The organism is Pedobacter sp. 01N310, assembly GCF_056399805.1.
Genome location: NZ_JBFTSB010000006.1, coordinates 1 through 23593, shown reverse-complemented (window position 1 = coordinate 23593; position 23593 = coordinate 1). Strand labels below are relative to the sequence as shown.

Sequence of the window (23593 nt, the reverse complement as noted above, 5' to 3'; positions counted from 1 at the left end):
TAATGCCGATAACATATGACCCCAGAAGAAGCAAAAAAAGAAGCGAATAAAAAGGCCATCAAATTTGTGGTTGCCCTGCTTATATTATACATCCTGTTTAGCCAGGGTAATCTGTTTATGAATAGTGTGATGACACCTGGTTCAAGATTTTATAATGCTTATATTGCTGATCACTTTGATTATATTCAAGGCTTAAAAACAGCATTAATTGTACCTGCGGTACGGATTATTAAGGCTTTTGGCTTTTATGCCATTCATAATGAAATGGACGTTATGGTAGTATCCGGGCCTTATCTTCGCGTGAATTATTCCTGCCTTGGACTTGGCGTAATGAGTTTTTTGGCCGCTTTTGTATTGGCATTCCCTGCATCATGGAAATCGACTTTTAAAATGCTGGTGATCGGTTTTATTGCCATCTACGTGCTGAATGTATTGCGTATTGCAGGTTTGGGCGTATTACTGGGCTTCTTTAAATCGCAACGGAACAATTTTACCTATCACCACGAAATTTTTAATATCATTGTGTACATCTGCATTTTCGCAATGTTATATTTTTGGATCAAAAAAAGCAATAAATTAGTTAAAAATCAAACCATTGCCAACAACAAATAAAGAGGAAAATTTGCTAAAAACACAGCTACACAAGAATTTTGATACTGGTAATTTTAAGGTTGGTGCTTCCATCCTCAAGCAGATTTTGTGGTACTTTACCAATGTCATCTTTTTTAAGAGCCGTTTGATGCCAGTCAGTTCGGTACTGGTTGCTTTGTTACGGTTATTTGGTAGCAGGATTGGCATGGAAGTACGGATAAAACCGGGCATTCACATTAAATATCCATGGAAACTGGAAATTGGCGATTATAGCTGGCTCGCTGATTGTTATATAGACAATTTGGATCAGGTAAAAATTGGAAAAAACTGCTGTATTTCGCAACAGGCTGTTCTCATTACCGGAAATCATAATTATAGCCGCACAAATTTCGACTTAATGACTGGCCCCATTGTGCTGGAAGATGGCGCTTGGATTGGTGCTGCAGCTACAGTTGGTCCTGGTGTAACGCTACATAGTCATGCTGTTTTAACAATGGGAAGTGTGGCGAACAAAAACTTAATGCCTTACAGCATTTACCAAGGCAACCCAGCGGTAAAGGTTAAAGACCGTGTAATGAAAGCGTAATACAAAATTCAGATTAAAATATAAAGCGGATTGCCAAACTGGTGTGACCCCAAAAGTTGGACAAAAACTTTTGGGGTTTATCATTTAACTATTTATTGACAAATATCAATGGTTAAGATTTCTTTAACAATCAAAATTATCTTATTTAAAAAATTATGAGGACATTTGCATTGTCTATTCATAAAACCTATTTAAGTTGGTAAATTTTAAATTAATGAAGAATAAGTACTCCTTATCTTCTAACCTTATTTTAATTACTTTTTTAATCGGGATTGTAAATCTATTTTTTTACAATTATGAGAGTACGCAGGAGTTGGTTATTTTTATATCAATACTCATCACGCGCTATCTGCTTTTTATCCTGATCAAACGCAGGTTCAAATGGAGCAAGTACTTATTGGTGCTCATTATTATAAGAAGCATATACCGCCTATATGTTGTAATGGGCGATGTAGATATTAATCCGGTAACCAAGATAAACCTCTATTTACAGGCCTTTATTTCCATACTGGTTTTTGCTATCCTGGTTATTTTCCCAAAGTTAAAAGAATGGATAAATGAGCGGAGGAGATATCTTTCTGCAGCCAGGGTGTCTAACGCCCAGCCTTAGTTTTTATCTGAAAGGCATAAAGAAAATATGCTTTAAAGGAAAAACCGACCTTCATTTCTAAAAAAACGTTCAGTTTGCCGTTTCTCATTAACTAGAAAATGGCCGATCTTTCCACTGGCTCTACATAACAATTATTTCAACGAAAAACGGTATAATTGCCAAAAAGCAAATAAAATGAATGTTATCCTGGCCTCTACTTCTACGCTGTTTGGCGGTAATTATCTGGAATACCTAAAAGATGAGCTCATTACGCTCTTTGCCGGAATAGATGAAATTATATTTATCCCTTATGCAAGGCCAGGAGGCATTTCGCATGAAGAATATACTGCCAAAGCCCGAAATTTTTTCTTACCGCTAAATATCAGCGTTAAAGGCCTGCACGAATTTAACAACCCCATTGAGGCGATCCATGCAGCCAAAGGTTTTTTTACCGGGGGAGGCAATACTTTTCTGCTGGTAAAAACACTTCATGAGCTGGGACTGATGAAGCATCTAAGTGAAAACATCAAACTTGGTAAAGCTTATTTAGGCTGTAGTGCCGGAAGCAATATTGCTGGCATAAATATGAAAACCACCAATGATATGCCTATTGTGTATCCGCCCTCTTTTGATTGCATGGAACTAGTTCCTTTTAACCTTAATCCCCATTACCTCGACCCAAATCCGGAGTTGAAGCATAATGGAGAAACAAGAGAAACCAGGATCATGGAATTTCTAACGCAGAATAACATAAAGGTAGTAGGGCTGCGCGAAGGTAACTGGATCAGGATACTAGGTGATGGGATCACTACACAGGGAATTGAATATACCAGGATCTTTGAGGCGGGCAAATCCCCTTATGAGCTGAGTCCGGGTAGTTCGTTAATATAACCAATGTTAAAGCCTAAAATTCTCAGGTAGAACACATATACATTAAGTAAAATGAATAAAAATTAACATAAAGTTAGTAAAACGAATTATAATTTTTTGCCGTTCTCTCATTGGCTTTATCTGCCGATCTTCGGTTCTTTCACCTTCTCAAGCCTGCCACGGAAGCTGTCTGCCTTCCACCGTATTATTCCATTTGTAAGAATTAATATAGTTACCGAGAATATTAAAAAAAAGAAAACACAAAAAAATAAGCAGATGAATATCTTAAGATCTATTCATCTGCTTATTTGTAGGCTATTTTAACATTTTAAGCGCCCTCGTTTTTTGTTTTGGAAAGCCCACCTTTAAAACCTCAACAACCTGCTATATATGCAAACGCAGCTACCAGACCCTTATCCGCTGCGTTCCACTTTTTATTATCTCAAACGGACCAGGCGACGGATTGAGCACGTTTCGTTTCCGGTTGAAATAGTCCATCTCAATCTTTAGTGGAGAGCCATCTGGATTCTCAAAAGGTAAACCAGGGACAATGGCCTTACCCAACAATTGGCTTGTTACCAATTTCCTTTTCTGTTTGATCAGCCAGTTTTTATCCAGCGCTATTTCAAGGTACATTTTTTCTTTTTCAGTTGTTAACTTTGTAGTGGCATCAAAATTTTCATCCACCAAAAAATCCGTTTCCACGGCATCCTTGTCCGGCACATTTTTAAGCTTTTCTTTCGCTGCTGCACTAATTTCTCCAAAGCTTCTTTTTTTATTACCAGAGATCGCCCTTATGGCCCCCTTCACATAAACATTTCCGGTAAAGCTTACCGGCAATATTGCTTTTTTGTATTCCGAAGCATCGCCACCGTTCACAAATAAATTGTTGATGAACTGGCAACCTCCCCCGGCATTGTCATGTAGCCCTGCCATAAAGGTCGAATGCGGCTTAAGATAAGGGGTGAGCCTGTTGTCGTAAGAAACTACGTTCATCTTGCCTCCAAATATATTGTGTACAAATGCGGCGCCGCTGGAGTTCATCAGCAAACTGGTTTTGGAAAGTAACACATTGTTACTGACCAGCATAGGCCCATGATCGACCTCTAAAAAAACATCCAAACCGTTATCATGCATCAGGTTGTTTTTTACTTGCACCCCCTGTGCCATCCAGTCGAGCCAAACGCCCATATTAGTGCGATAGATATGGTTGTTACGGATCTGCACGTCAACAGCCCCATGAAATTTAATACCGGCCATTTCATAACCACCGAATAACCTTCTCACGTGAATATCGTGAATAGTGTTGCCTTCAACAACGCTAAATGCACAACCCATACTGCCTACCACACCTGTCTGCTCGCAATACGCGATTGTGTTATTGCGAACAATATGCCCGCCAACTGTGCCTTTATTCCAGCCGAATGCCAATGCCCGCTTGATGGTACCTACATACCCCTCCGCCGATTCGGTATTGTTATTATCCCATTTATCCCCGTATTTACCCAGTGCAATACCCACGCATTTTGAATATTGAATGATATTGTTCTCAATGATCCACCCTTTACTCCAATGGGTGCCAACAAGTCCCATTTGCTCGGCTGTAGGTGGCGCCCAATTTGTTGCCGCATGCTGCATGGCGAAACCATGAAGTGTGATGTAATTAATAAATGGTTTATCGGGATAAAAAACCGTCTGCCTCACATTGATCTCAACGGTTTCGTTATTAGGTTCCGCATTTTTAAATTGCGCCCATATGGTTGTTGTGGTTGAATCGACCGTTGCAAACCAGCGTGGGTCTTTTTCGTTTACCGCTTTCATTACGTCATCTTGCGTGCGGGCTTCCATTAACCAGTCCCCATTCAGATACACCGCCCCAGTATGATATTTACTATCTTTGGGAGCCACGTACCAGTCGCCGCGGATCAAATCACTATATGGATTAAATTTTCCGAAAAAACTATTCGGGATCTTTACCATCCAGGTATCATTCCCTGTTTTTTGCCAGCCTTTGATCACTTCCGAACCTTTGATCTCAACCTTCTCTCCTTTGGCTGCCCTGTAAACTATCCGTTCCTGTTCTGAATTGCCACCACGAGGCGGCGTAATCTGTTCGCGATACACACCGGCGTGAACAGTGATTACATCACCCGGCATAGCCACATTTGCCGCTGCAGATATAGTCTTAAAGGGTTTAGCGAGGCTGCCCTCATTGGTATCGCTCCCATTTACCGCTACGTGATACTCCTTGGCCATGGCAACAAATGTTGTCAATACCAATAAAACCATCAGGTTAATTTTTTTAAACATCATCTTATTTTTTTTATAACTCTTTTTTAGTTGCAATGAGATTACTTTAGTTTTCATTGTTTTTGTTTTAGTTCGTTTTTACCACATATTCTTACCGGAATACCGGCTACAGGTCTGCCAACATTAGCTATTGCGTTATGCCAACGAAATCCTTATATAACGGCCCGGCGCCGATCCTGCCATACTTTTATCCATTGCCTTCCGCTTTTTCTTATCACAAACGGCCCCACCCCGGGATCCTTTGCCTTCCTTGCTATACCCAGATAATCGGTATCGAAAAGAAAGGCATTACCGTTAGGATCTTCAAACGACTGGTGTGGAACTACCGCCTTTCCTAGCAATCTGGTGTCGATAAGTCTGGGTTTTATATTTTCTGACCATGAGGTTTTTAAATTAACGCTAAGATACCACATCCCGTTTTTTTCTTCTATTTCAACAGCAGGGCTGTGATCAGGATTCCGCATGGGCTGCTGTTCGTACTTAGAAGACCTGGCGTCCGCTAAATACACGTTACCCTCCATTTTCACAGGCAACGCCGCATTATCGTAAGGCGACAGGTCCGTCCGTCCCAGGAATATATTGTTATAAAACCGTGTATCGCCACAGGGGTTATTGTGAAAACCGGCAATCGAGGTTGAATGTGGTTTCAAAAARGGCGTTGGGCGCGGATCAAGGTCATTGGTATCCCAAAGTTTCCATGCAATTAAATTGTTTACAAATGCTACGCCCTGCGACAACCTCACCTGGGCCAATTGAGGGGAAAGAAATAAATTGCCATCAACTACCACGGGACCATGGTTAACTTCCAATGAAAAATCCTGTACCCGGTTATTGTGCAGGAAGTTTTTGGTTACCCGCGTTCCCTGCGCCATCCAGTCGAGCCATATTCCTCCTTCTGTATTATATATATGATTATGGCTTATTTCAACATCAATGGGCGCATGTAACTTTATCCCGGCCATTTCATAGCCCCAAAATAGTTTTTGTTCTGCAATGTCATGGATGGAATTTCCGGTAATGGTACTGAAAACTGCCCCCAGACTGCCTGCAATACCGACCTGCCCGCAATCGTGGATCTGATTATTTCTCACCAGATGGCTCCCGATGTGTTCTTTGTTCCACGAATGATCCAATGCCCGCTGGGTGGTTTTAATGAATCCCTCTACCGAGCCAGACTTATTGTCCCATTCATCGCCGTACTTACCAAGGGTAATACCGGCACATTTTGAATAACTGATATCGTTATTTTCAATGACCCAGCCCCGACTCCAGTGCGTACCGATCAGCCCGAACTGTTCGGCAGTAGGAGGCACCCAGGGAGTCGCGGCCTGGCTCATTGTAAAACCTGAAACACCAATATAGTTGATGCCCGGTTTCGAAGGATAAAATACAGTTTGGCGGACATTGATTTCAACCATTTCCTTATTGGGATCTGCATTAAAAAAATCTGCCCAGATAACGGTATTGCTTTCATCAACCTTGCAATACCACGCTGGCGCTTTGATAGTCGCCGAATCCAGCTGTTTTATATCCTTAACTTCTGTTAACGGTTTCCCGTTCAGGTACACTTCACCCGTATGGCACCAGTTTCCTTTTTCAAGCCAGTCGCCATGGATTGTATCGCTGTATGGATTAAATTTTCCGAAAAAATGATTGGGCAGCGTAACTGTCCATTTCGTTGCACTTAGTCTCTTCCAGCTTTTGATGATTTCAGATCCTTTTATTTCAACCTTTTCGCCTTTGGCAGCCCTGTACCAGATCCTTTTCTGATCCGAGCTCCCACCCCGTGGGGGCGCCACCTGCTCGCGGTACACGCCGGCATGAACGGTGATCACACTACCGGGCTGGGCTACATGTGCTGCTGCAGTTATAGTCTTGAATGGTCTTCTCAGGCTTCCATCGTTCCCATCATTCCCATTTACAGCGACATGGTACTGCTGAGCCGAGGCGCCAAAAGCGCTCAGTATAAATAAAACCAATATTTTAATCACATTTCCCATCTTTATCTAATTATAACGCGCCCTCAATACCTGCATCATATAAGCATTTACCGTCCATTGATCAGCAATGGGCTGCCCGGTAAAGGGCAATGGGACCATGTAAGGGAACGGTCCGAACTCCGGCGTGATGCTTAAGATTGCCCCAGGTCCTTCAAGTCTTTTACGCTCTGCTACCTTGTCCCACCAGCTTAAATGCATGTTCAGTGCATACTGCCATTCAGTGGCGCGCGGATCAGGCACCTGCGGCCCTTCCTCATAGCCTACCCTTGCGTGGATATGTGCTGTTCTTTCAATGGCCAGTTGCATCGCATCCTGCTGATTTTCTAACAACGATTCAGCCACGCAGACCCAATGTGATGCATCCAAAGTAATCTGCAGATCAGTTATCCTTTGAAGGTAGTCTTTGGTAATATGTGCAGCAAAAGAGAATTTGTTCCGATGGGTTTCATGATATACTTTAATGCCCGTATCCCCGGTGAATCCACGGGCCGCACCGATCAGCGCACTGTTCTCTTCGAAGCTGAAAAAATCCTTACCGGTCTGGGAATTGATCATAAATGGTTTATAGCCCTTCATTTTCCAGAGCCAATTGTTATAGGCATCATAATGTTTGTGATAGTCTGCCTCACTAGTATCATAATGCTGGACTATCAATAACATATCCTCCCTGGCAGCTGTGTCAAAAATATCATCAATCGCTGAGACTGGCAGATCGCCTGCAATAGCATACTCTACACCATCGTACCCCTGCTGTCTGGCTTGTTTGAAAAATTCAGCCAGCTCGGTATTTTCACTTCCCCAACGCGGGCAAAAAAACTTCAGTTCCATAGGGTTATAGCGATGTTTTAATTTTCAGGGTCTCGGGCCTTAGGTAAGGTCTGTTCACATCAATTGTGCCTTTATAGCCGTAAGGATCCTCGCCCGAAACCATCATAATATCCCTCAGATCGTCTGTCGGATCGAATTTACCGTCCTGGTCCCATGGCAGCATCGATTCGGCGCTCATGTAATGATTGACCAATGCAGTACGGAAACAGTCCTCTGTCTTATTTTTCTGGGAACTATGCAGCGTATATCCGTTAAAGAAAACCACTGAACCACTTTTCACTTCCACAGGGATAATATTTTCCTTTTCAAAACCTGAGACGTCGACGGTATCCACATCTGCATATTCGGCACTAGTATTGGGTACCCTGTCCATGATATAACCAGACATGTTTGATCCCGGAATGATCCATAAACAGCCGTTTTCAAGGCTGGCGTCATCAATGGCAATCCATACGCCTGTCAGTGACCTGTCTCTGGTAGGAATATAATATTCATCCTGGTGCCAGGACTGTCCCGCTTTGCCCGGGGCTTTTACAAACAGCATAGACTGCATGCATTTTACATTGGGGCTTATGATCTTGGTAAGTACATCGGTTATCCTCTGATGAAGAAGATATGATTTGATCACCGTGGATATTTTATGCGGAAAATGTATCGCAATATATTTTTTAAGTATCTCCTCATTTGTCAACTCCCCGGGATCGACCAGTCCATCAACATGGCCGCGGTTCCCCTTGAATATCTCTGCAGTTTCCATTCTCAGCTCATCGATTTCATTCTCAGTCAGTAGTTGCTCTGCAACAAGGTAGCCATATTCTTTATAAAACCCGATGTTAGCTGGCGATACCTTTGCATTCTTTATATGCGCATTTTCAAAATTCATAGCATTGATTATTTCTTGATAAAAATGGATTCAATTTCTTCCAGTGACCTGCCTTTTGTTTCAGGTACCCTAAAAATCACATAGATAAAGGCGATCAGGCAGAATGCGGCATAACAGAACAGTGTATTTGAAGTGCCCAGCTGCCGGGTCATTACTGGAAAGGTATAAGTAACCATAAAATCAGCAAGCCATAAGGCGAGGGTGGCGACCGACATTGCGATCCCGCGGACCCGGTTTGGGAAAATTTCAGAAAGATATACCCAGGTAACTGCGCCCAGCGTACATCCGAAGGTCCCTACATATACCACCATGAGCCCGAGTACCACATAATTATCAAAATACCGGAAGTGAAAACAGAGCGAAATAGCCACTAACGACAGTCCCATCAACAAGCTTCCTATCAATAGGAATTTTTTTCTGCCTACCTTATCTACCAGGCCAATGGCGATAAAAGTTGATACCACGTTCACTACACCGATGCCGATGGTCTGCAATAAAGAAGATGTATTGCTCAGACCGGTTTCTTTAAATATAACAGGCGCGTAGTAAAGTATGGAGTTAATTCCTGTTACTTGCTGAAAGACTGCGATCAGTACCCCGATGAACAGTACTGGGCGGTAAGTCCTACTAAACAATACTTTTAAACCAGAATCTTTTTCGCATTTGAAAGTATTTTCAATTTCCGCAATTTCCACATCAGCGGCTACACTGCCCGATATTTTTGTCAATATCACTAATGCTTCTCCTTTGAGCCCTTTTTTGACCAGCCAGCGGGGAGTTTCAGGAACAAACAACAAGGCCACCAGGAATAAAAACGAAGGGATAAGCTGTGAAATAAACATATACCTCCAGTTGTTTTCTCCAAAACCTTCAAAAAAATAATTGGAGAAATAAGCCAGCAATATCCCAAGGACAATAGCTAGCTGGTATAATGCAACCAGCCTGCCGCGCAGTGAGGCAGGTGTGGTTTCTGCAATGTACATTGGCGAAATCATGGCAGCAGCTCCTACCCCCAGTCCGCCGATCAATCGGAACAGGACGAAGAAAGTAAAATTTGATACCAGACCTGCTCCCAGGCCCGAGAGCGCAAACAGCAGTGCGCATGCGATCAGCGTTACACGGCGCCCGTATTTATCTGCAAATAGCCCAGCCGCCATCGCACCTGTAGCGCAGCCGATCAGTATTGAGCTAACCGCCCAGCCCAGCGAATATCCGTCAAGTCCAAAATAAGGCGTAATGTAAGGTATCGCCCCGGAAATAATAGCGGTATCAAATCCAAATAATAGACCACCTAATGCAGCCACCATACTAATAACAATAATAAACCTGGTGTTTATGGTTTCGGTTTTTGGCGCAGCTTGCGCTGACGGTTTTAAAGCAGGTGCTATAGCCATATGAACTGGATCGGTTTGGTTAGGTAAATACTAAGCTAGCTGGTTTTTATTTTGATCCCTTACACTTTCCTATCAAAAAAGTAAACTATCTTATTAAAAAAAAGAAAAAATCATTAAATTGTGATCAAAAACGTAAAATATCGTCAATCCATGAAGCCCTTTATTCAAAAGCTAACTCTCGATGAAACGACTTCGTTTGTGGCCAAAACTTTTAGAACGCCGGATTTTGAGGTGGGCTGGCACCAGCATATCGAATACGAACTGATCTTGTTTACCGAAGGCTCCGGACTAGGTTTTGTTGGCAATCACGTTGGTGAATTTGAAACCGGCGATATTTATTTCCTAGGTAGTAATCTTCCGCATACCTTTCAGAAAAGGGAACAGGGATTGATTACAAGTGCAGTGGTGGTCCAGTTCAGAGATGACTTTTGGGGCACTGAAATATTGAATATACCCGAAAGCCGCTATATCAAGAAGTTATTGGAGAGTTCATTGTTCGGCCTGAAAATCACGGGCAACAGTAAACGCCTGCTTTTTTCACTCATCAGCGAGCTGGAAACCACAATAGGGTTCCAGCGTATCCTGATCCTGGGCAAATGTCTCGACATCATTGCAACAGGTAAAGAGTATATCGAAGTATCAACACAGGACCTAAAACAGCCCAATAATAAAGATAGGGATTGTATCGACCGCATCTTCCAGTTTACCATCGATTCTTTCAGGGAGCCGATCTCGCTTTCCAGAGTGGCTGGTATTGCCTCAATGAGCGTGCCTGCATTCTGTAATTATTTTAAAAAAAGCACAAAAAAAACGTATATCGATTTTCTGAACGAGATCCGGATCGGATATGCCTGTACCTCACTTATGGAAACCAGGAAAACAGTTCTGGAAATATGTTTCGACAGCGGTTACAATACCATGGCCAATTTCCATAAACAGTTTTTAAAGGTAAAACAGACAACGCCATTGCAATACAGAAAATATTTTACTGCGGATTAATCAGCTATTATGAGAACGATACAGCAAAAGAACAGGAAGCCTGGCTTTTAGATCACCGCAAAAAAACATCAGCTCATTACCCGCGCGCAACACACGCTGCGCTACTTTAATACTTAGCAAAAAAACCGCCTCATAGTTGATTTATGAGGCGGCTCCTTTTTTCTGTATATCTGATTTATTTATAAAGACAATTCATTGCAATTAACATTCAAATCGAATGTACGATTATCACTGTTGAACAAGTGTATTCTATCCCTTATACCAATTGTACAGATTTGCTCTTTTTTCGTGAACGCAGGTATAAAACCAGTCCACCGAACGCGACAATCAATATCACAGGGATAATCAGTGTAGCCTGCAGGATTTCTGGGCCTGCAAGATTTTTGGCATTGGCAAGCGCCTGCCCCGATGCTGAACTTTCTGGAGCTTTTAAATAAACGTCAAGCGAGGCACCGGAAGGTAAATGTTTAACGATCAGGTTATCGTAAAAACTCCCCATAAACATCGTATAGATAGAAACCGCAAACATCCCCGCGCCTCCCATTAGATTTAGGCCCAACGCTCCGGATTTAGGGACATTCTCAGCGACAAAACCGATCATAGTTGGCCAGAAATAACAAACGCCTATACCAAAGATAATTGCTGCGAAAAAAACAGAATTCCCGGTAAATGTACCCAGCATGTAAAGTCCCAATGCGGCAAATATTGCAGATAAGAGCAGTACGCCCTGAGGGGCAAGACGGTGAACCACAGGTTCGGCAAAACCCCGGCCAATTACCATAATTCCGGTAGTCAGCGTGAGCAATAAAATGGCATTATCGGTTACATTTTTCAGTAATAAACCTATCCATTGCCCGGTAAATAACTCGGTAATGGCCGTACCGAACATACAGATAAACATAAAGATAAACAATGGAGAAAGTACTGCTTTATACATATCTGAACTGGAGTAACCGGATGATACCCTTTCGGTAACCGGAAAATCCAGCTTTGAAAACAGGTATCCGTAAATCAAAGTCGGAATGATCATCATGGCCACCTGCACCTTCCAGCCCAGTCCGAGCTGAACAAACAGGGTAACCAGCAAGGTACCGATCACAATACCTCCGGGAAACCATAAGTGAAAATGATTTAAGCGGGTAGTTTTATTTTCCGGATATAAAGCAGCTACAAGTGGATTACACGCAGCCTCCACCGTGCCATTGGCAATGCCGATCAATAGCGTTGATAAAAACAGGCTCCAGTAGCCCTGAGCAAAAATGGTCAGCACAATTCCGGCCAGGTGAAAGATAAAAGCCATCACCAGCAAACGTTTCATGCCGATCATATCGACCACAAATCCTCCGACTACAATTGCCAGCGGAAATCCCCAGAAGGCAGCAGCAGTAATGGTACCCAACTGACCGGTAGTCAATTGAAAATCGATGCCGAGCTGGTTCATGATACCGGCACGGATGCCGAAGGAAAGAGAGGTAACCAATAACGCCAGGCAGCTTGCCCAGAATAGTTTGGTGTTTTGAATTTTAAGCATATGTTTAGGTTTATATTTGGTTTAAAATTTGTTTATCTGCGGTTGTTCCGATGCACTTGCTACCCAGCCCTTTGCTTTTTACTTGTAAGATCCTGGTCAGTATCTGCACAAAAGTATTAGTCGCAATTAGTTTTTCATTGTGCATTAGTTATTTAATACGGTAAATTAAATATTTTTTCTAAAAAAACAATCGATTGCTTAGAAATAATAGCTGGAGAGGCCAACGACATCAGTCCGTAGCATACTCCGTTCGCTTTCTAATTCTTATAAATTTCTCTGATTATTCTGAAAAGTTCTTGTAGATGTTGCAGTGGTATATCCGATTCCCCGCCTAAGCTGTGTATTTCAGTGAAAGTTAAAGCGAAATGTGGTGACAGTTTAAATGCGGAACGGGTGGCCGTTTTTCCCGAAATGCCCCGTTCATTCTCAATTCAGAAATATCTCATCTAAAAATAACCAGGCTGGCTGTCCTTTAGCGGGATGCCATTCCGGTAGTTTCTTCAGGTTTTTGGCAATAATCTTTAGATAGGAAATCCGCTGAGGCTTAAACTTGGCTTCAATTTTAATGAGCTCGCGTTCCTCCATTTTTTCTGGCATGTTGGGTCTTACCCTACCCAGTAAATGCAGTTTATCTTTATCCGTCCCGCCCCATATCTCTACTTCGGTAGGCGGGAATATGTAGGGCTGTATCTGCTTCATCGCATGTAAGGTTACCGACTGCATCGTGACCGGCCTTTTAAAGTAAAGCATCGCCTCCATATTATTTTCCCTGAAAGCGATCCACTTGCCCAGGTTGAAATCATAATCTCCTAATTGACCGTCGGTCAGCACCGTTGCTCCCCCGGCCCTGTATTTCTCGTTGGCCGGCAATAAAAAGAAGATGCTGTCTGGCTTATAAGTGCTTCTGTAAAAATTAGCACTCAGCAGATCACTGCCGTACCAGCCTGGCTTGTATGCCCTGGCCTTAACCGTGGTATTCCCGCTAAGGACAATTTCCTTGTTATAAATGGGGGATTTAAGGCTGTCGGGTTCTGTCCCATCTGTAGTATACCTGATTTTAACCCCATTTATCAGGTGCTTCAATTGCAGGGTAATGGCATCTTTAAAAACAGTAACATCCGTATTCAGACGTGGCTTGTTCAATTTAACGGGGTGTTTTCCATCATCTTTAAAGCCCGCAATCACGGTCAGGTTCTTGCTTATTTTTTGTAGCTGAGACACTTCCGCTTCAGTCAGTCCTGTATTCCATAAAGTCAGCTGTTTGAGGCCATTCATGTTTACAACCTGTTTGACAAGATTATAACTCACTCTGGTACCAGAAAGGGACAAAACATTTAAATGTTCTAAAGCTGTTAAATATTTTAATCCTGTTCCGTTGATGTTCGTAAAATTCAGGTTCAGTTTACGCAGGTTTTCAAAGCCAGCGATGATTTTCAGGTCTTCATCGCCCAGGGGCATACCGCTCAGGTTTAATGATACAATCTGTTTTTTAACCTCGCTCAGTTCCTTTAACACTGATGGTTTATAAACACTTTTATTATAGATATTTACCGCCAAGGCCGGCGATTCCTTAGCTAAGGGGTAAATATTTCTGTAGTTATTGTTCAGTTTTTTAACGGTGGTCTCATCTGCTGCTGCAAACCCGAATTTCTCCTCCGGCGCATTGGTCGGGGCTAAAAAGGTGGTCGCCAATGAGCGTAAAGAATCATTTGCAGGTAAATCCATAACCTTCTTCTTCATTTCAGCATTGCTTTTTACCCAAAGTCTCAAAAGCTCCATCTCTTTTTCGCTCAGTTGGGATTTCCCTCTAGGGGGCATATGCTTTTTTTCATCCAATGGCAGATGTATCCGTTCCAGTAGCAAGCTGAGCCCAGGTTTTCCGGGTACAAAGAGCTTTCCCGTTTTCCCGCCTTTAAGAATCGAGCCGGCATTATCCATGATCAGATTGCCTTTCGCCTTTTCGATATTATGGCAGCTGAGGCACTTCTGAGAAAATATGGGCATAACCACATCTTCAAATATTTTTGCCTGCTCCAGCGGAACACTGGCCTTTTCAGCAGGGGTGCTTACCGGTTCCAGCACAAAATTATCTCCATGGGTCAATGCCGCACCATAGTGGCCGGCAAGGATTACAAAGAATATGGTAAGCACAGCTCCAGCCCTTGCCAGCGGCAGTTTATACCAGGCAGAATTCCTGCAGTAATAAATAAGGGTGGTGATGAGGACGATACTTACTCCCGTCCATTTATGCCATTGCAACGTGCTTCCCGAATACGCCTCCTCTTTAGAGAGGAACAGCCCCATGATAACGGTTACCGCTGAAAAAAGAGTACCGGAAAGCAGTAGCCAGGAAGTAAAATCATGGTAGAGTTTTTCTTTGGCATAAGCATCTTTAAAGCGGAAAAACTCCAGCAGCATCGCTAGCAGCAGAATAACGATCGGAAAATGCAGTACCATAGGGTGCATCCTTCCCAGCGGCTGTAACCAATATGGAACTGAAATCCTGTGGCCAAAAACCAGTAAAAAAATAATAAAGGCATTTGCCATGAACAGCATATTCTCTGCAAAACCCTTCAGCGTGATTTTCATTATATGCGTGTGAATTTATATGGATATACTTTTCCCGATGCCCATTGTGCGACATATAGATTTTCATCGTTATCTACGCACACATCGTGCGGGTTCAACAAAATCTTTTCCGCCTGGGCCATAGGCTGCAGCACTCCGTCTTTGTAAACTGGCAGCGTTCCCCCTATATTGGATATTACTTTATTGTTTTTATCCAAAATGGTCATAAAGCCGCTTCCGTCCTTACTTAGGTCAGGCGAGCGCAATACTGCCGCATACAGGTAATCATTTTTTATCACCGGCCTGCAGACGCAGGCCCCTGGAAGCGAGATAATCTCTTTCAGATTACCCTGCAGATCAAAGCGTTTAAAGCAGTTGCGGGTACGGTCTGTAACCAGCAAGCTTGGTGTGCTACTGCGTTTATCGATGCAGACCCCGTGGGCGTTATCAAGGTGTTTGGTTTCAGCTCCCCTGCCCCCGAAATAACTGAGCAATTTACCATCGGCACTATAATGGAACACATACTGCAGGCCATAACCGTCAGCAATAAAAAAATCACCGTTATCAGCTACCGCGGTTTCAGTTGGCACAAATTCTTCTTTCTTTTTATATAGACCAGTTTCCATCGGGCAATCAATGGTCATCAGGATCTTGCCATCCAATGTGGTTTTATAAACCTGGTGCCGGTTGGTATCTGTGATAAAAAGAAACTCCTTACCGTTTTCCTTTGCCAGGGTAAGCCCATGGCCACCGGGAAATTCATGTCCCCAGCTATCTAGCAGTTTCCCTGATTTATTATAAATGAGGATATTGTTTTTAGTCTCGTTGGTCAACAGGATAATTCTTCCCTTGGCATCCTGTACCATTTCATGGCAATCATTTACCGGGTTTTTCAAAGGGTTTAGCTGTCCCCATTTGTTATCCAGCATATAGTGCATATTGTTATGCCCATAAACAGGTCCCTTAGGTTTTGCCAGCAGATCTTTGGCAATAAAGAAACTGGCAGATACTACTGTAGTATGTTTTATAAATTTTCTTCTGTCCATAAACGGGATTTATATTAAAATGTCATTGATTACCTTACCGCTCACATCGGTCAGCCTATAACGGCGGCCCAGATGTTTGAATATCAGTTTCTCGTGGTTTAACCCAAGCTGATGCAGCACGGTTGCCTGAAAATCATGCACGTGTACAGGATCTTTAATGATGTTATAACCGAAGTCGTCAGATTCGCCATGCACGATCCCGGGTTTCACTCCCCCGCCCGCCATCCATATGCTGAAACAGCGCGGATGATGGTCACGCCCGTAATTATCTTTGGTCATCTTGCCCTGGCTATAATTGGTCCTGCCGAATTCACCACCCCAGATCACCAGGGTTTCGTCCAATAGCCCGCGTTGCTTAAGATCGGTGATCAGTGCAGCCGAGGCCTGATCCACATCTTTTGCCTGCGAGGCCATCTCCGAGGGAAGATTTCCATGCTGGTCCCATCCCTGGTGGTACAACTGTACAAAGCGGACGCCGTTTTCACTTAGTTTTCTGGCAAGCAGACAATTGGCCGCGAAGGTTCCCGGCACCAGGCAATCCGAGCCGTAGAGTTTGATGATATCATCCGGTTCTTTAGAAAGGTCGGTAATTTCGGGCACCGCAGTCTGCATCCGGTAAGCCATTTCATATTGCTGTACCTTGGCATTAATCTCTGGATCACCAAATTCCTTATACGACATATCATTCATCTCCGCCAGCTTATCAAGCATTTTTCTGCGTTCAAACCTGTTGAGCCCTTCAGGGTCTTTAAGGTAGAGTACCGGATCTTCTCCACTACTGAAGCGTACCCCCTGATGCGTTGAATCCAAAAACCCGTTTGTCCATAATTTCGAGTAAACCCCTTGCCCGTTACCTTTGCCGCGAGAGAGCAGAACGGTAAAAGCCGGCAGGTTTTTATTTTCGCTGCCAAGCCCATAACTGAGCCAGGCGCCCATACTTGGCCGGTTTCCCTGTTGCGCCCCTGTCTGGAAAAAAGTCAGTGCCGGATCATGGTTTATCGCCTCGGTAAACATGGATTTAATGATACAGATATCATCAACCACCTTTGCTGTATGGGGAAACAGGTCGCTTATCCATGCTCTTGATTCGCCATATTGTTTAAAATCATAGTATGAGCCCACCAGTGGAAAGGACGCCTGATTGGCTGTCATCCCGGTAAGCCGCTGCCCTGCACGGATAGATGCAGGAAGTTCCTGTCCCATCATCTCCCTGAGCTTGGGCTTATAGTCAAAAGACTCGAGCTGCGAGGGCGCCCCGTTCTGGAACAGATAGATTACCCTTTTGGCCTTTGGTGCAAAATCGGGAAGGCCAGCTAAAATATCGCTTTCATCCATGCTGCCCGAAAAGAGATCAGGCATCAGCAGGGAGCCAAGGGCAACGCTTCCAAGCCCTAAGCTTAGCCTGGAGAGAAAACGGCGCCTGTTAAAGTTAAGACCATGTTCTAAAATATCCTTTTCCATATATCAGGTTTTTGTAATGGTTTCCTCTAAATTATAAATGGTGGTAATCACCTCCATCATTGCAGCCAGTGAGACCTTGTTGATGTTTTTAGGAAGTGGGTACTCGCCCACAGTCAATACTTTTTCTGCATCTTTCCCACCTTTAAATATTTTTTGTTGATCTGCATAATAAGAGCTGAGCAGTTTTATCTCCTTTTCATTTGGAATCCGGCATACAATCAACCGGAATGCCTTCTTGATTTTATCCTCAGTAGTGTTCTTTTCCTGTAGGAGTCTCGCTGCAAGAACGCGTGAAGCCTCCAGTACCGTTGGATCATTTAACATCACCAGAGCCTGAAGCGGGGTATTGGTGTTTAACCGTTTCACCTCGCACTGATCGCGATTACTGGCATCGAAAACACCCATTGAAGGCGGTGGGACTGTACGTTTGATAAATGTATACATTCCCCTACGGTAAAGGTCTTCGGCATGGTCCTGGCGGTAAGAGGCCAGTATACCACGTCCGGAGGTCGCTCCTTCCCAAAGCCCAGCAGGCTGATAAGGTTTTACACTTGGACCGCCTATGGTCTTAACCAATAAGCCACTACTAGCCAGCACCACATCTCTTATGGATTCTGCAGGGATGCGGTAACGAGGTGCCCGCGCAAGCAGGATATTTTCAGGGTCGGTTTTTAATTTCTCTTTTGATACGACTGCAGATTGCTGGTAAGTCGCTGAGCTTACGATCTGTTTGACAAGACGCTTGATGTTCCAGCCATGGTCCATAAAATCTACCGCCAGCCAGTCCAGTAGTTCCGGATGCGAGGGAAGTTCGCCCTGCATACCAAAATCACCTGAGGTCTTAACAATACCACGTCCAAAAAACTCCTGCCAGATCTGGTTCACAAATACCCTTGCTGTAAGCGGGTTTTTCCTATCGAAGAGCCACTGCGTTAAACCCAGACGGTTCTTTGGATACTTATCGCTGAAAGCGAGCAAAGATTTCGGGGTACCGGCCTGTACTTCTTCTCCGTGCGCATCATATACCCCCCTATTGAGGATATAGGTTTTACGTAGTGTATCCCTATCCCCCATTACCGAAACAATCAATTTATTGGTATCTCTCTTATTTACAAAAGCCAATATCTTTTTGATGTCTTCATTTCTGATTTCCATCAACGGTTTTTTCGCGTAGGTTTCAGCCCCCCCGACGGTTGACTGAAGTCCGACTTCTTTAACATTGTTAAAAAAAGCATATAACTGATAATATTCCTTTTGAGAGAAGGGATCATATTTATGATCGTGACAGTGGGCACATTCTATTGTGGCAGCCAGCATGGCTTTGCCAAAGGTATTTACCCGGTCTGTTACGTATTCAACACGGTATTCTTCATCAATTACCCCGCCCTCCTCGGTGATTTTGTGGTTCCGGTTAAAGCCAGTCGCAAGCAACTGCTCCTTGGTAGCATTAGGCATCAGGTCTCCAGCGAGCTGCCAGCTGATAAACTGCTTGTAGGGCATATTGGTATTGAAAGCATGGATGACCCAGTCCCTCCATGGCCATTGACTGCGGTAGTTGTCGTCCTGATAACCATGCGAATCGGCATAACGGGCCACATCCAGCCAATGCAGGGCCATCTTCTCCCCATATGCGGGGCGCTGAAGGAGTGACTCCACAACCTTTTCATAGGCATTGTTGCTATTATCGGCCATGAACCTATTCATCATCTCCATATCCGGTGGTAGGCCGGTAAGGTCGAGGCTAACCCGTTTCAATAACCTTTCTTTATCTGCCTGTTCATTTGGTTTTATCCCTTTTTGCTCCAGTTTCTGCAGAATGAAATAATCGATTTCATTTTTTGCCCATTCCTTATTTTCCACTTTTGGGATCTGATGGCTTTTTGGCGGCGTAAAAGCCCAGTGCCGCTCATATTTAGCTCCCTGTTTGATCCATTTCTCGATAACTGCAATTTCATGCGCGGTTAGTTTGAGATTGGAGGATTTAGGAGGCATTAGCTGGCTTGAATCCTGACTAGAGATGCGCAAAAAAAGTTCAGAGGCTAAGGGTTTAAAGGGGACAAGCGCATGCGCCGAAGGTTTGTCTTTCAAAGCTTTATAAGCTTCTTCCGCGATATCCAGCCTTAAATCGGCTTCACGTTTATTTGCATCAGGACCATGACAGATAAAGCACTTATCGGACAGTATCGGCCGGACATGAAAATTATAACTGATGCTATCGGGTATCTGCTCCTGTGCAACCTGGCTCGTGGACGAACTATTGCATGCCTGTATGGCATATATAATAGCCGAAAACAACAGCATTAAATAAAAAAGCCTACGGTTCATACTGATTATATTTGGTTCTGGCGCTGATGGTGAGGTGATCATCGTCAGCGCCACTATAATAATAAATAACTAAAACGGTTAACACAATGGACTATCCTACACAATACCATGGACTATCTTATTGTGAATGAACAGAAACATTGTTCTATCCAATGTAATCAGCGCTTAATTTAAAATAAAACTGGCGGGACCGAATGATGTTAAATCAGTACTGAACAGGTTATTTTTCACTTCTATTTTCTGCCCGGTTATCTCTCCCCTTAAATTTACAGGTGTTGCGTATTTTACGCTCATTTCTCCAGGAAGATTGATCGTTACCTTCCCTTTAATCCCTGCCTGTTCCCAGATCCGCAGCAGCGTACCCCGGTTACTGTCAGGGTCTGCTCCGAAAGCAGTTACCAGTATGCCTTTACGCGAAACAGAAATCCCGCTTTTTTCGCGCGGCAGCTTTGTACCTATACCGCTTGTGGTGATAGATAATAAGGGCATTCTGGCTTCCCAAGACTTAATGGCAATATTTTCAGTGGTATTTTCATTTTTCCCTATCGTCCAGATCCTCACCTTTTCACTCCAGGTGCCCTCTGTCCAGTATGGGAAATTGGTATTCCACATGTTATTATAAAGATTTACAAAAGCAGAAGCTTTTTTGGGCAAATAGTCATAATCATATTTCCAGAGCCCAGGTTCTCCAAAACTCATTAATGGGGCATCAACTGCACAGATCCCTACCCCAACACCTCCATGCTCTTTTAACGCGGCACCAGTATTTACACCATAGATATAGCGGTTGCCTCCAGTAATCTGATCCGTTGCCAAATCCATCACCCCACCGATTCTTCCTACCTTAAAATCAGGCTTGTTGATGTTAAAAGGAAAACATAACCAGCCTCCCTCTGGAAGGGTGCTAGGGACTTTATCCTTGATCCTCCATTCTACATCAACAAAAGGCTGCGCTTTGGGAAAGGTAAATCTTAGAGATACAGATTTGGCGATGCCTTGCGTATTACCAGTGGTCAGGGTAACAATATCAGCAAAAGCGGACTGCACAACATTCATCTTCCAGTTGTTGAGCGCAACAGCTGAATAGGGAATATTCTTTGGCATGTTCGGCTTTGTTGAAGCATTAAATGAATTGGAAAGCGTGCAATATTTATTATAATAATCTATTGTCTGTTGATAGCTGAATTTCTCGTGTAAAAACTGTCCCAGTACAAAATTATCGCCCTTCGAAACAAGTTCTTTTCTGCTTGATTTTTCGATCAAAGAAGCAATACCACCGCGGCTGGTATCAAAACGTACCGTAAAATATTTCGTATCCAAAATAGCTGGATGATTAGCTAAAGTAACCCCATTTTTCTCATCGTTCTTTATAACCTTATAACCGTTGGCCGGTATATCATTGACCCAGATCTTTTTGCTGCCAATACTGATCTCTCCACTTCTTGCCCATGGCAATGTATTGTATACGATGATTTCTCCGGCCTTCGCCTTTACATTCTGTGCAAGAATGGCTAACCTTTTATCCAGTTCTTTTGAGACAATACTATCTGTAATTTTTATATATCGCCTGTGCTCCTCAAAACTGCTTTCAAACTTTTCATAAAAGCCTTCGGCCCTCGCCCGGATGAAATCATTGCCATAGCGGTACCTTTCATTGCCCATATTTTTACCATCCATGGAGAAAAAGCCCCACCCGGGTGTCATCGCTCCCCAGGTATGTTCGCCATAAAGCATACTGTTTTCATAGGAAACAGTCAGTTTGTCCTCAACTGATCCACTCCGTAGCTTCCAGAGGTTTAACTGCGTATTTAAAATATCCAGAACAGGTTGAAGCGGACGGATATTCCTCGACATTTTGGTTTCCTGAGGCATAGCCATTACACCATGGATCCATGGATCGACCATATCGCCCTTTATTACTGGCAGATCAGGATTTTCGGATAATAATGCATTTGCAAAATCATCCAATGTCCCAATATGAACTTTAGCCCCTTTTATTTTCCCCGCTTCTTTCTTTACTTGTTCTACCTGACCCGGAGAAGGGGGACCTTCGTTATCGTGAGTCATTGAAACCGCTAAATAATTTTTCGAAGGCCAGTCATCGGGAGGCATTAGCTTTGATCCGTACTCTGTTGAGTAATTACAGAGTATCCTTGAACCGTCCGGACCCTGCCACCAAAATAGTTCAGGCAATATAGGTCCGCGATTAGCATAATTCCTTCCGATCTGCAAGAATTTGATTCCTGCATGATGCAATAATGTAGGTAAAAACCAACTGTGTGCAGGTACATCGGTCATCTTTGCCGCAATAGGCAGTTTTAGTCCGTACTTCCGGGCTATTTTAGAGGAAAATCCAAGCGACCGAACATAATCTTCTTCTTCAAATACATCAGTATGGATCGTGGCCGGAAAAGCATGCACATTTATATATCCTTCCGTCAAGGCCTGTTCGATTTTCTTTTTCCGTTCTGTAGTCTGCTGATCACCCAGAATATCTCCCCACATCGGCCAGCCGGCAATGGTCCATTTAAACCGCTCCGAACTTTCTTTGTTCCTTTCCTGTTCAATAAGCCTAATTGCATTGTCCATCATATCCACCCGGTATTTCTTTAAAACCTCTTTTGCAGACATGGTATAACCTAAATCGCAATGGGTTTTAAAGACGATCCAGATATCGGTTACCCCAGGAGAAGTATGCCCAAGTAATAAATTTGAGGGTTGTTTAGGAACTTGAATCGGAGATTTTGGCTGATCTTGCCCCATTACATCTTGATTAAAAAACAATATGGGTAGAATGACGCCTATAAAGCATTCCAAGATATTGTATTTCCATAAATAATTTTTCAATCTCATGATTACAATCTTATACAGGTAGCCTAGGCGCCAAAGAAACAACACCCAGAATTTCTAACTGTATAAAGGTTAAAATATAACCCGTCCTCAACTACAAGTAATTTGACAATTAGTTATGTTTTTTTGTGATTGTAAAAATAAAAAGGCGGTTGCTGGGTAAATAAGATGTACAAACGTTTTCTGTTCCTGATAAAGCTAATCATGATTTTGGTCTAAAAGAAAGTAAAAATTACACTTTCAAGCAGCAATGCCGCTTTTGATATTCTATTGGGGTTAGAAGTTAGTTTCGCCCCCCTCATCTTATTGTTTTGCAAAGCTTTTGAAAACCACATCAAAAATTCATCATTATTGATCAATATTTATGCAAAATGGAACGCTGAAAATAAAGTTCTTTGTTATTTAAGCATGTACACTACTTAAGTATTTGTGAATAAGCTTTTAAGGCTATAACAAACAATGAGAAAGTTAATAATATTACTGTTTTTTGAATTATTCCAATATGGATTATTCTAACACAAAACTTGCCGGTGCATATTCATTCAGGAAAAACTTCAGTGTCCCTTTGACAACTGGTAGCTGCTTGCCGATTATTTCACCACGCAAAGTTACAGGGCTTGCCTTGGTGTAATTTGAGCCTTTGGGCAATGTAACGGTAACAGTACCGGAATTTCCTGCCTGTTCCCACAACCGTAACAGTGTACCCTTGTTTCCATCAGGATCGTCACCAAAAGCGGTTACAAGTATACCATACCTTTACGT

General features: G+C 43.1%; 16 protein-coding genes. 5 read left to right on the top strand and 11 right to left on the bottom strand.

From position 1 onward, the window contains the following. Window positions 1-15 precede the first annotated feature (15 nt). The 4 genes from xrtY (at window position 16) to pepE (ending at window position 2657) form a co-directional block, all read left to right on the top strand. The gene (xrtY, locus tag AC1DNH_RS13770) at window positions 16-612 is read left to right on the top strand and encodes an exosortase Y (protein ID WP_477608130.1); all 597 of its coding nucleotides are present in this window, start codon (window positions 16-18) and stop codon (window positions 610-612) included. Beyond that, the gene (locus AC1DNH_RS13765) at window positions 596-1177 is read left to right on the top strand and encodes a WcaF family extracellular polysaccharide biosynthesis acetyltransferase (protein WP_477581392.1); all 582 of its coding nucleotides are present in this window, start codon (window positions 596-598) and stop codon (window positions 1175-1177) included. The genes xrtY and AC1DNH_RS13765 overlap by 17 nt, the downstream gene beginning before the upstream one ends. 214 nt (window positions 1178-1391) lie before the next feature. Then, on the top strand, window positions 1392-1787 hold the full coding sequence (locus tag AC1DNH_RS13760; protein ID WP_477581394.1) for a hypothetical protein: 396 nt from the start codon (window positions 1392-1394) through the stop codon (window positions 1785-1787). A 174-nt stretch (window positions 1788-1961) separates the two neighbouring features. Further along, window positions 1962-2657 carry a dipeptidase PepE gene (gene pepE, locus AC1DNH_RS13755; RefSeq protein WP_477608128.1) on the top strand — a complete coding sequence of 232 codons (696 nt, stop codon included), beginning with the start codon at window positions 1962-1964 and terminating at the stop codon, window positions 2655-2657. Window positions 2658-3038: 381 nt separating this feature from the next. Here the strand turns inward: pepE and AC1DNH_RS13750 are convergent, their stop codons facing one another. From AC1DNH_RS13750 to AC1DNH_RS13730, 5 genes are all read right to left on the bottom strand, one after another. Beyond that, window positions 3039-5003: a right-handed parallel beta-helix repeat-containing protein gene (locus AC1DNH_RS13750; protein WP_477608126.1), complete on the bottom strand. Its 1965-nt coding sequence runs from the start codon at window positions 5001-5003 to the stop codon at window positions 3039-3041. Between the two features lie 95 nt (window positions 5004-5098). Beyond that, complete coding sequence (locus AC1DNH_RS13745) at window positions 5099-6946, bottom strand: right-handed parallel beta-helix repeat-containing protein (RefSeq protein ID WP_477608124.1); 1848 nt, start codon at window positions 6944-6946, stop codon at window positions 5099-5101. Between the two features lie 6 nt (window positions 6947-6952). Next, a complete protein-coding gene (locus AC1DNH_RS13740) occupies window positions 6953-7774 on the bottom strand; it encodes a sugar phosphate isomerase/epimerase (RefSeq protein ID WP_477581401.1) in 822 nt (273 codons plus the stop codon). A 4-nt stretch (window positions 7775-7778) separates the two neighbouring features. After that, window positions 7779-8657, bottom strand: a complete 879-nt coding sequence (locus tag AC1DNH_RS13735; protein WP_477625438.1) for a phytanoyl-CoA dioxygenase family protein — start codon at window positions 8655-8657, stop codon at window positions 7779-7781. Between the two features lie 8 nt (window positions 8658-8665). Beyond that, window positions 8666-10051, bottom strand: a complete 1386-nt coding sequence (locus tag AC1DNH_RS13730) for a sugar porter family MFS transporter (RefSeq protein WP_477625437.1) — start codon at window positions 10049-10051, stop codon at window positions 8666-8668. Between the two features lie 150 nt (window positions 10052-10201). Here AC1DNH_RS13730 and AC1DNH_RS13725 point away from each other — a divergent pair, with 150 nt between their 5' ends. Then, a complete protein-coding gene (locus tag AC1DNH_RS13725) occupies window positions 10202-11050 on the top strand; it encodes an AraC family transcriptional regulator (RefSeq protein WP_477581405.1) in 849 nt (282 codons plus the stop codon). Window positions 11051-11306: 256 nt separating this feature from the next. On the opposite strand, the gene AC1DNH_RS13720 is transcribed toward AC1DNH_RS13725, so the two are convergent. The 6 genes from AC1DNH_RS13720 to AC1DNH_RS13695 form a co-directional block, all read right to left on the bottom strand. Next, window positions 11307-12581 carry an MFS transporter gene (locus tag AC1DNH_RS13720; protein ID WP_477581406.1) on the bottom strand — a complete coding sequence of 425 codons (1275 nt, stop codon included), beginning with the start codon at window positions 12579-12581 and terminating at the stop codon, window positions 11307-11309. Between the two features lie 426 nt (window positions 12582-13007). Further along, window positions 13008-15170, bottom strand: coding sequence for an FN3 associated domain-containing protein (locus tag AC1DNH_RS13715; protein WP_477609304.1), 2163 nt, complete (start codon window positions 15168-15170; stop codon window positions 13008-13010). Continuing rightward, window positions 15170-16195 (bottom strand): NHL repeat-containing protein, encoded by a 1026-nt coding sequence (locus AC1DNH_RS13710; protein ID WP_477609306.1) that lies wholly within the window; start codon window positions 16193-16195, stop codon window positions 15170-15172. The genes AC1DNH_RS13715 and AC1DNH_RS13710 overlap by 1 nt, the downstream gene beginning before the upstream one ends. 9 nt (window positions 16196-16204) lie before the next feature. Further along, entirely contained in the window at window positions 16205-17656 is a 1452-nt protein-coding gene (locus tag AC1DNH_RS13705) for a DUF1501 domain-containing protein (protein WP_477581411.1), read from the bottom strand. Window positions 17657-17659: 3 nt separating this feature from the next. Beyond that, window positions 17660-19981, bottom strand: coding sequence for a PSD1 and planctomycete cytochrome C domain-containing protein (locus AC1DNH_RS13700; protein ID WP_477610259.1), 2322 nt, complete (start codon window positions 19979-19981; stop codon window positions 17660-17662). A 165-nt stretch (window positions 19982-20146) separates the two neighbouring features. Further along, a complete protein-coding gene (locus AC1DNH_RS13695) occupies window positions 20147-22834 on the bottom strand; it encodes a glycoside hydrolase family 38 N-terminal domain-containing protein (protein WP_477625436.1) in 2688 nt (895 codons plus the stop codon). Window positions 22835-23593: the final 759 nt, after the last annotated feature.

What these genes read in the sequence shown, in the direction of transcription:
- AC1DNH_RS13725 (WP_477581405.1), top strand. Translation starts at nt 10,202, where the DNA reads ATGAAGCCCTTTATTCAAAAGCTAACTCTCGATGAAACGACTTCGTTT.
- AC1DNH_RS13735 (WP_477625438.1), bottom strand. Translation starts at nt 8,657, where the DNA reads ATGAATTTTGAAAATGCGCATATAAAGAATGCAAAGGTATCGCCAGCT.
- xrtY (WP_477608130.1), top strand. Translation starts at nt 16, where the DNA reads ATGACCCCAGAAGAAGCAAAAAAAGAAGCGAATAAAAAGGCCATCAAA.
- AC1DNH_RS13710 (WP_477609306.1), bottom strand. Translation starts at nt 16,195, where the DNA reads ATGGACAGAAGAAAATTTATAAAACATACTACAGTAGTATCTGCCAGT.
- AC1DNH_RS13740 (WP_477581401.1), bottom strand. Translation starts at nt 7,774, where the DNA reads ATGGAACTGAAGTTTTTTTGCCCGCGTTGGGGAAGTGAAAATACCGAG.
- AC1DNH_RS13700 (WP_477610259.1), bottom strand. Translation starts at nt 19,981, where the DNA reads ATGAACCGTAGGCTTTTTTATTTAATGCTGTTGTTTTCGGCTATTATA.
- AC1DNH_RS13695 (WP_477625436.1), bottom strand. Translation starts at nt 22,834, where the DNA reads ATGAGATTGAAAAATTATTTATGGAAATACAATATCTTGGAATGCTTT.
- AC1DNH_RS13705 (WP_477581411.1), bottom strand. Translation starts at nt 17,656, where the DNA reads ATGGAAAAGGATATTTTAGAACATGGTCTTAACTTTAACAGGCGCCGT.
- AC1DNH_RS13760 (WP_477581394.1), top strand. Translation starts at nt 1,392, where the DNA reads ATGAAGAATAAGTACTCCTTATCTTCTAACCTTATTTTAATTACTTTT.
- pepE (WP_477608128.1), top strand. Translation starts at nt 1,962, where the DNA reads ATGAATGTTATCCTGGCCTCTACTTCTACGCTGTTTGGCGGTAATTAT.
- AC1DNH_RS13720 (WP_477581406.1), bottom strand. Translation starts at nt 12,581, where the DNA reads ATGCTTAAAATTCAAAACACCAAACTATTCTGGGCAAGCTGCCTGGCG.
- AC1DNH_RS13715 (WP_477609304.1), bottom strand. Translation starts at nt 15,170, where the DNA reads ATGAAAATCACGCTGAAGGGTTTTGCAGAGAATATGCTGTTCATGGCA.
- AC1DNH_RS13750 (WP_477608126.1), bottom strand. Translation starts at nt 5,003, where the DNA reads ATGAAAACTAAAGTAATCTCATTGCAACTAAAAAAGAGTTATAAAAAA.
- AC1DNH_RS13730 (WP_477625437.1), bottom strand. Translation starts at nt 10,051, where the DNA reads ATGGCTATAGCACCTGCTTTAAAACCGTCAGCGCAAGCTGCGCCAAAA.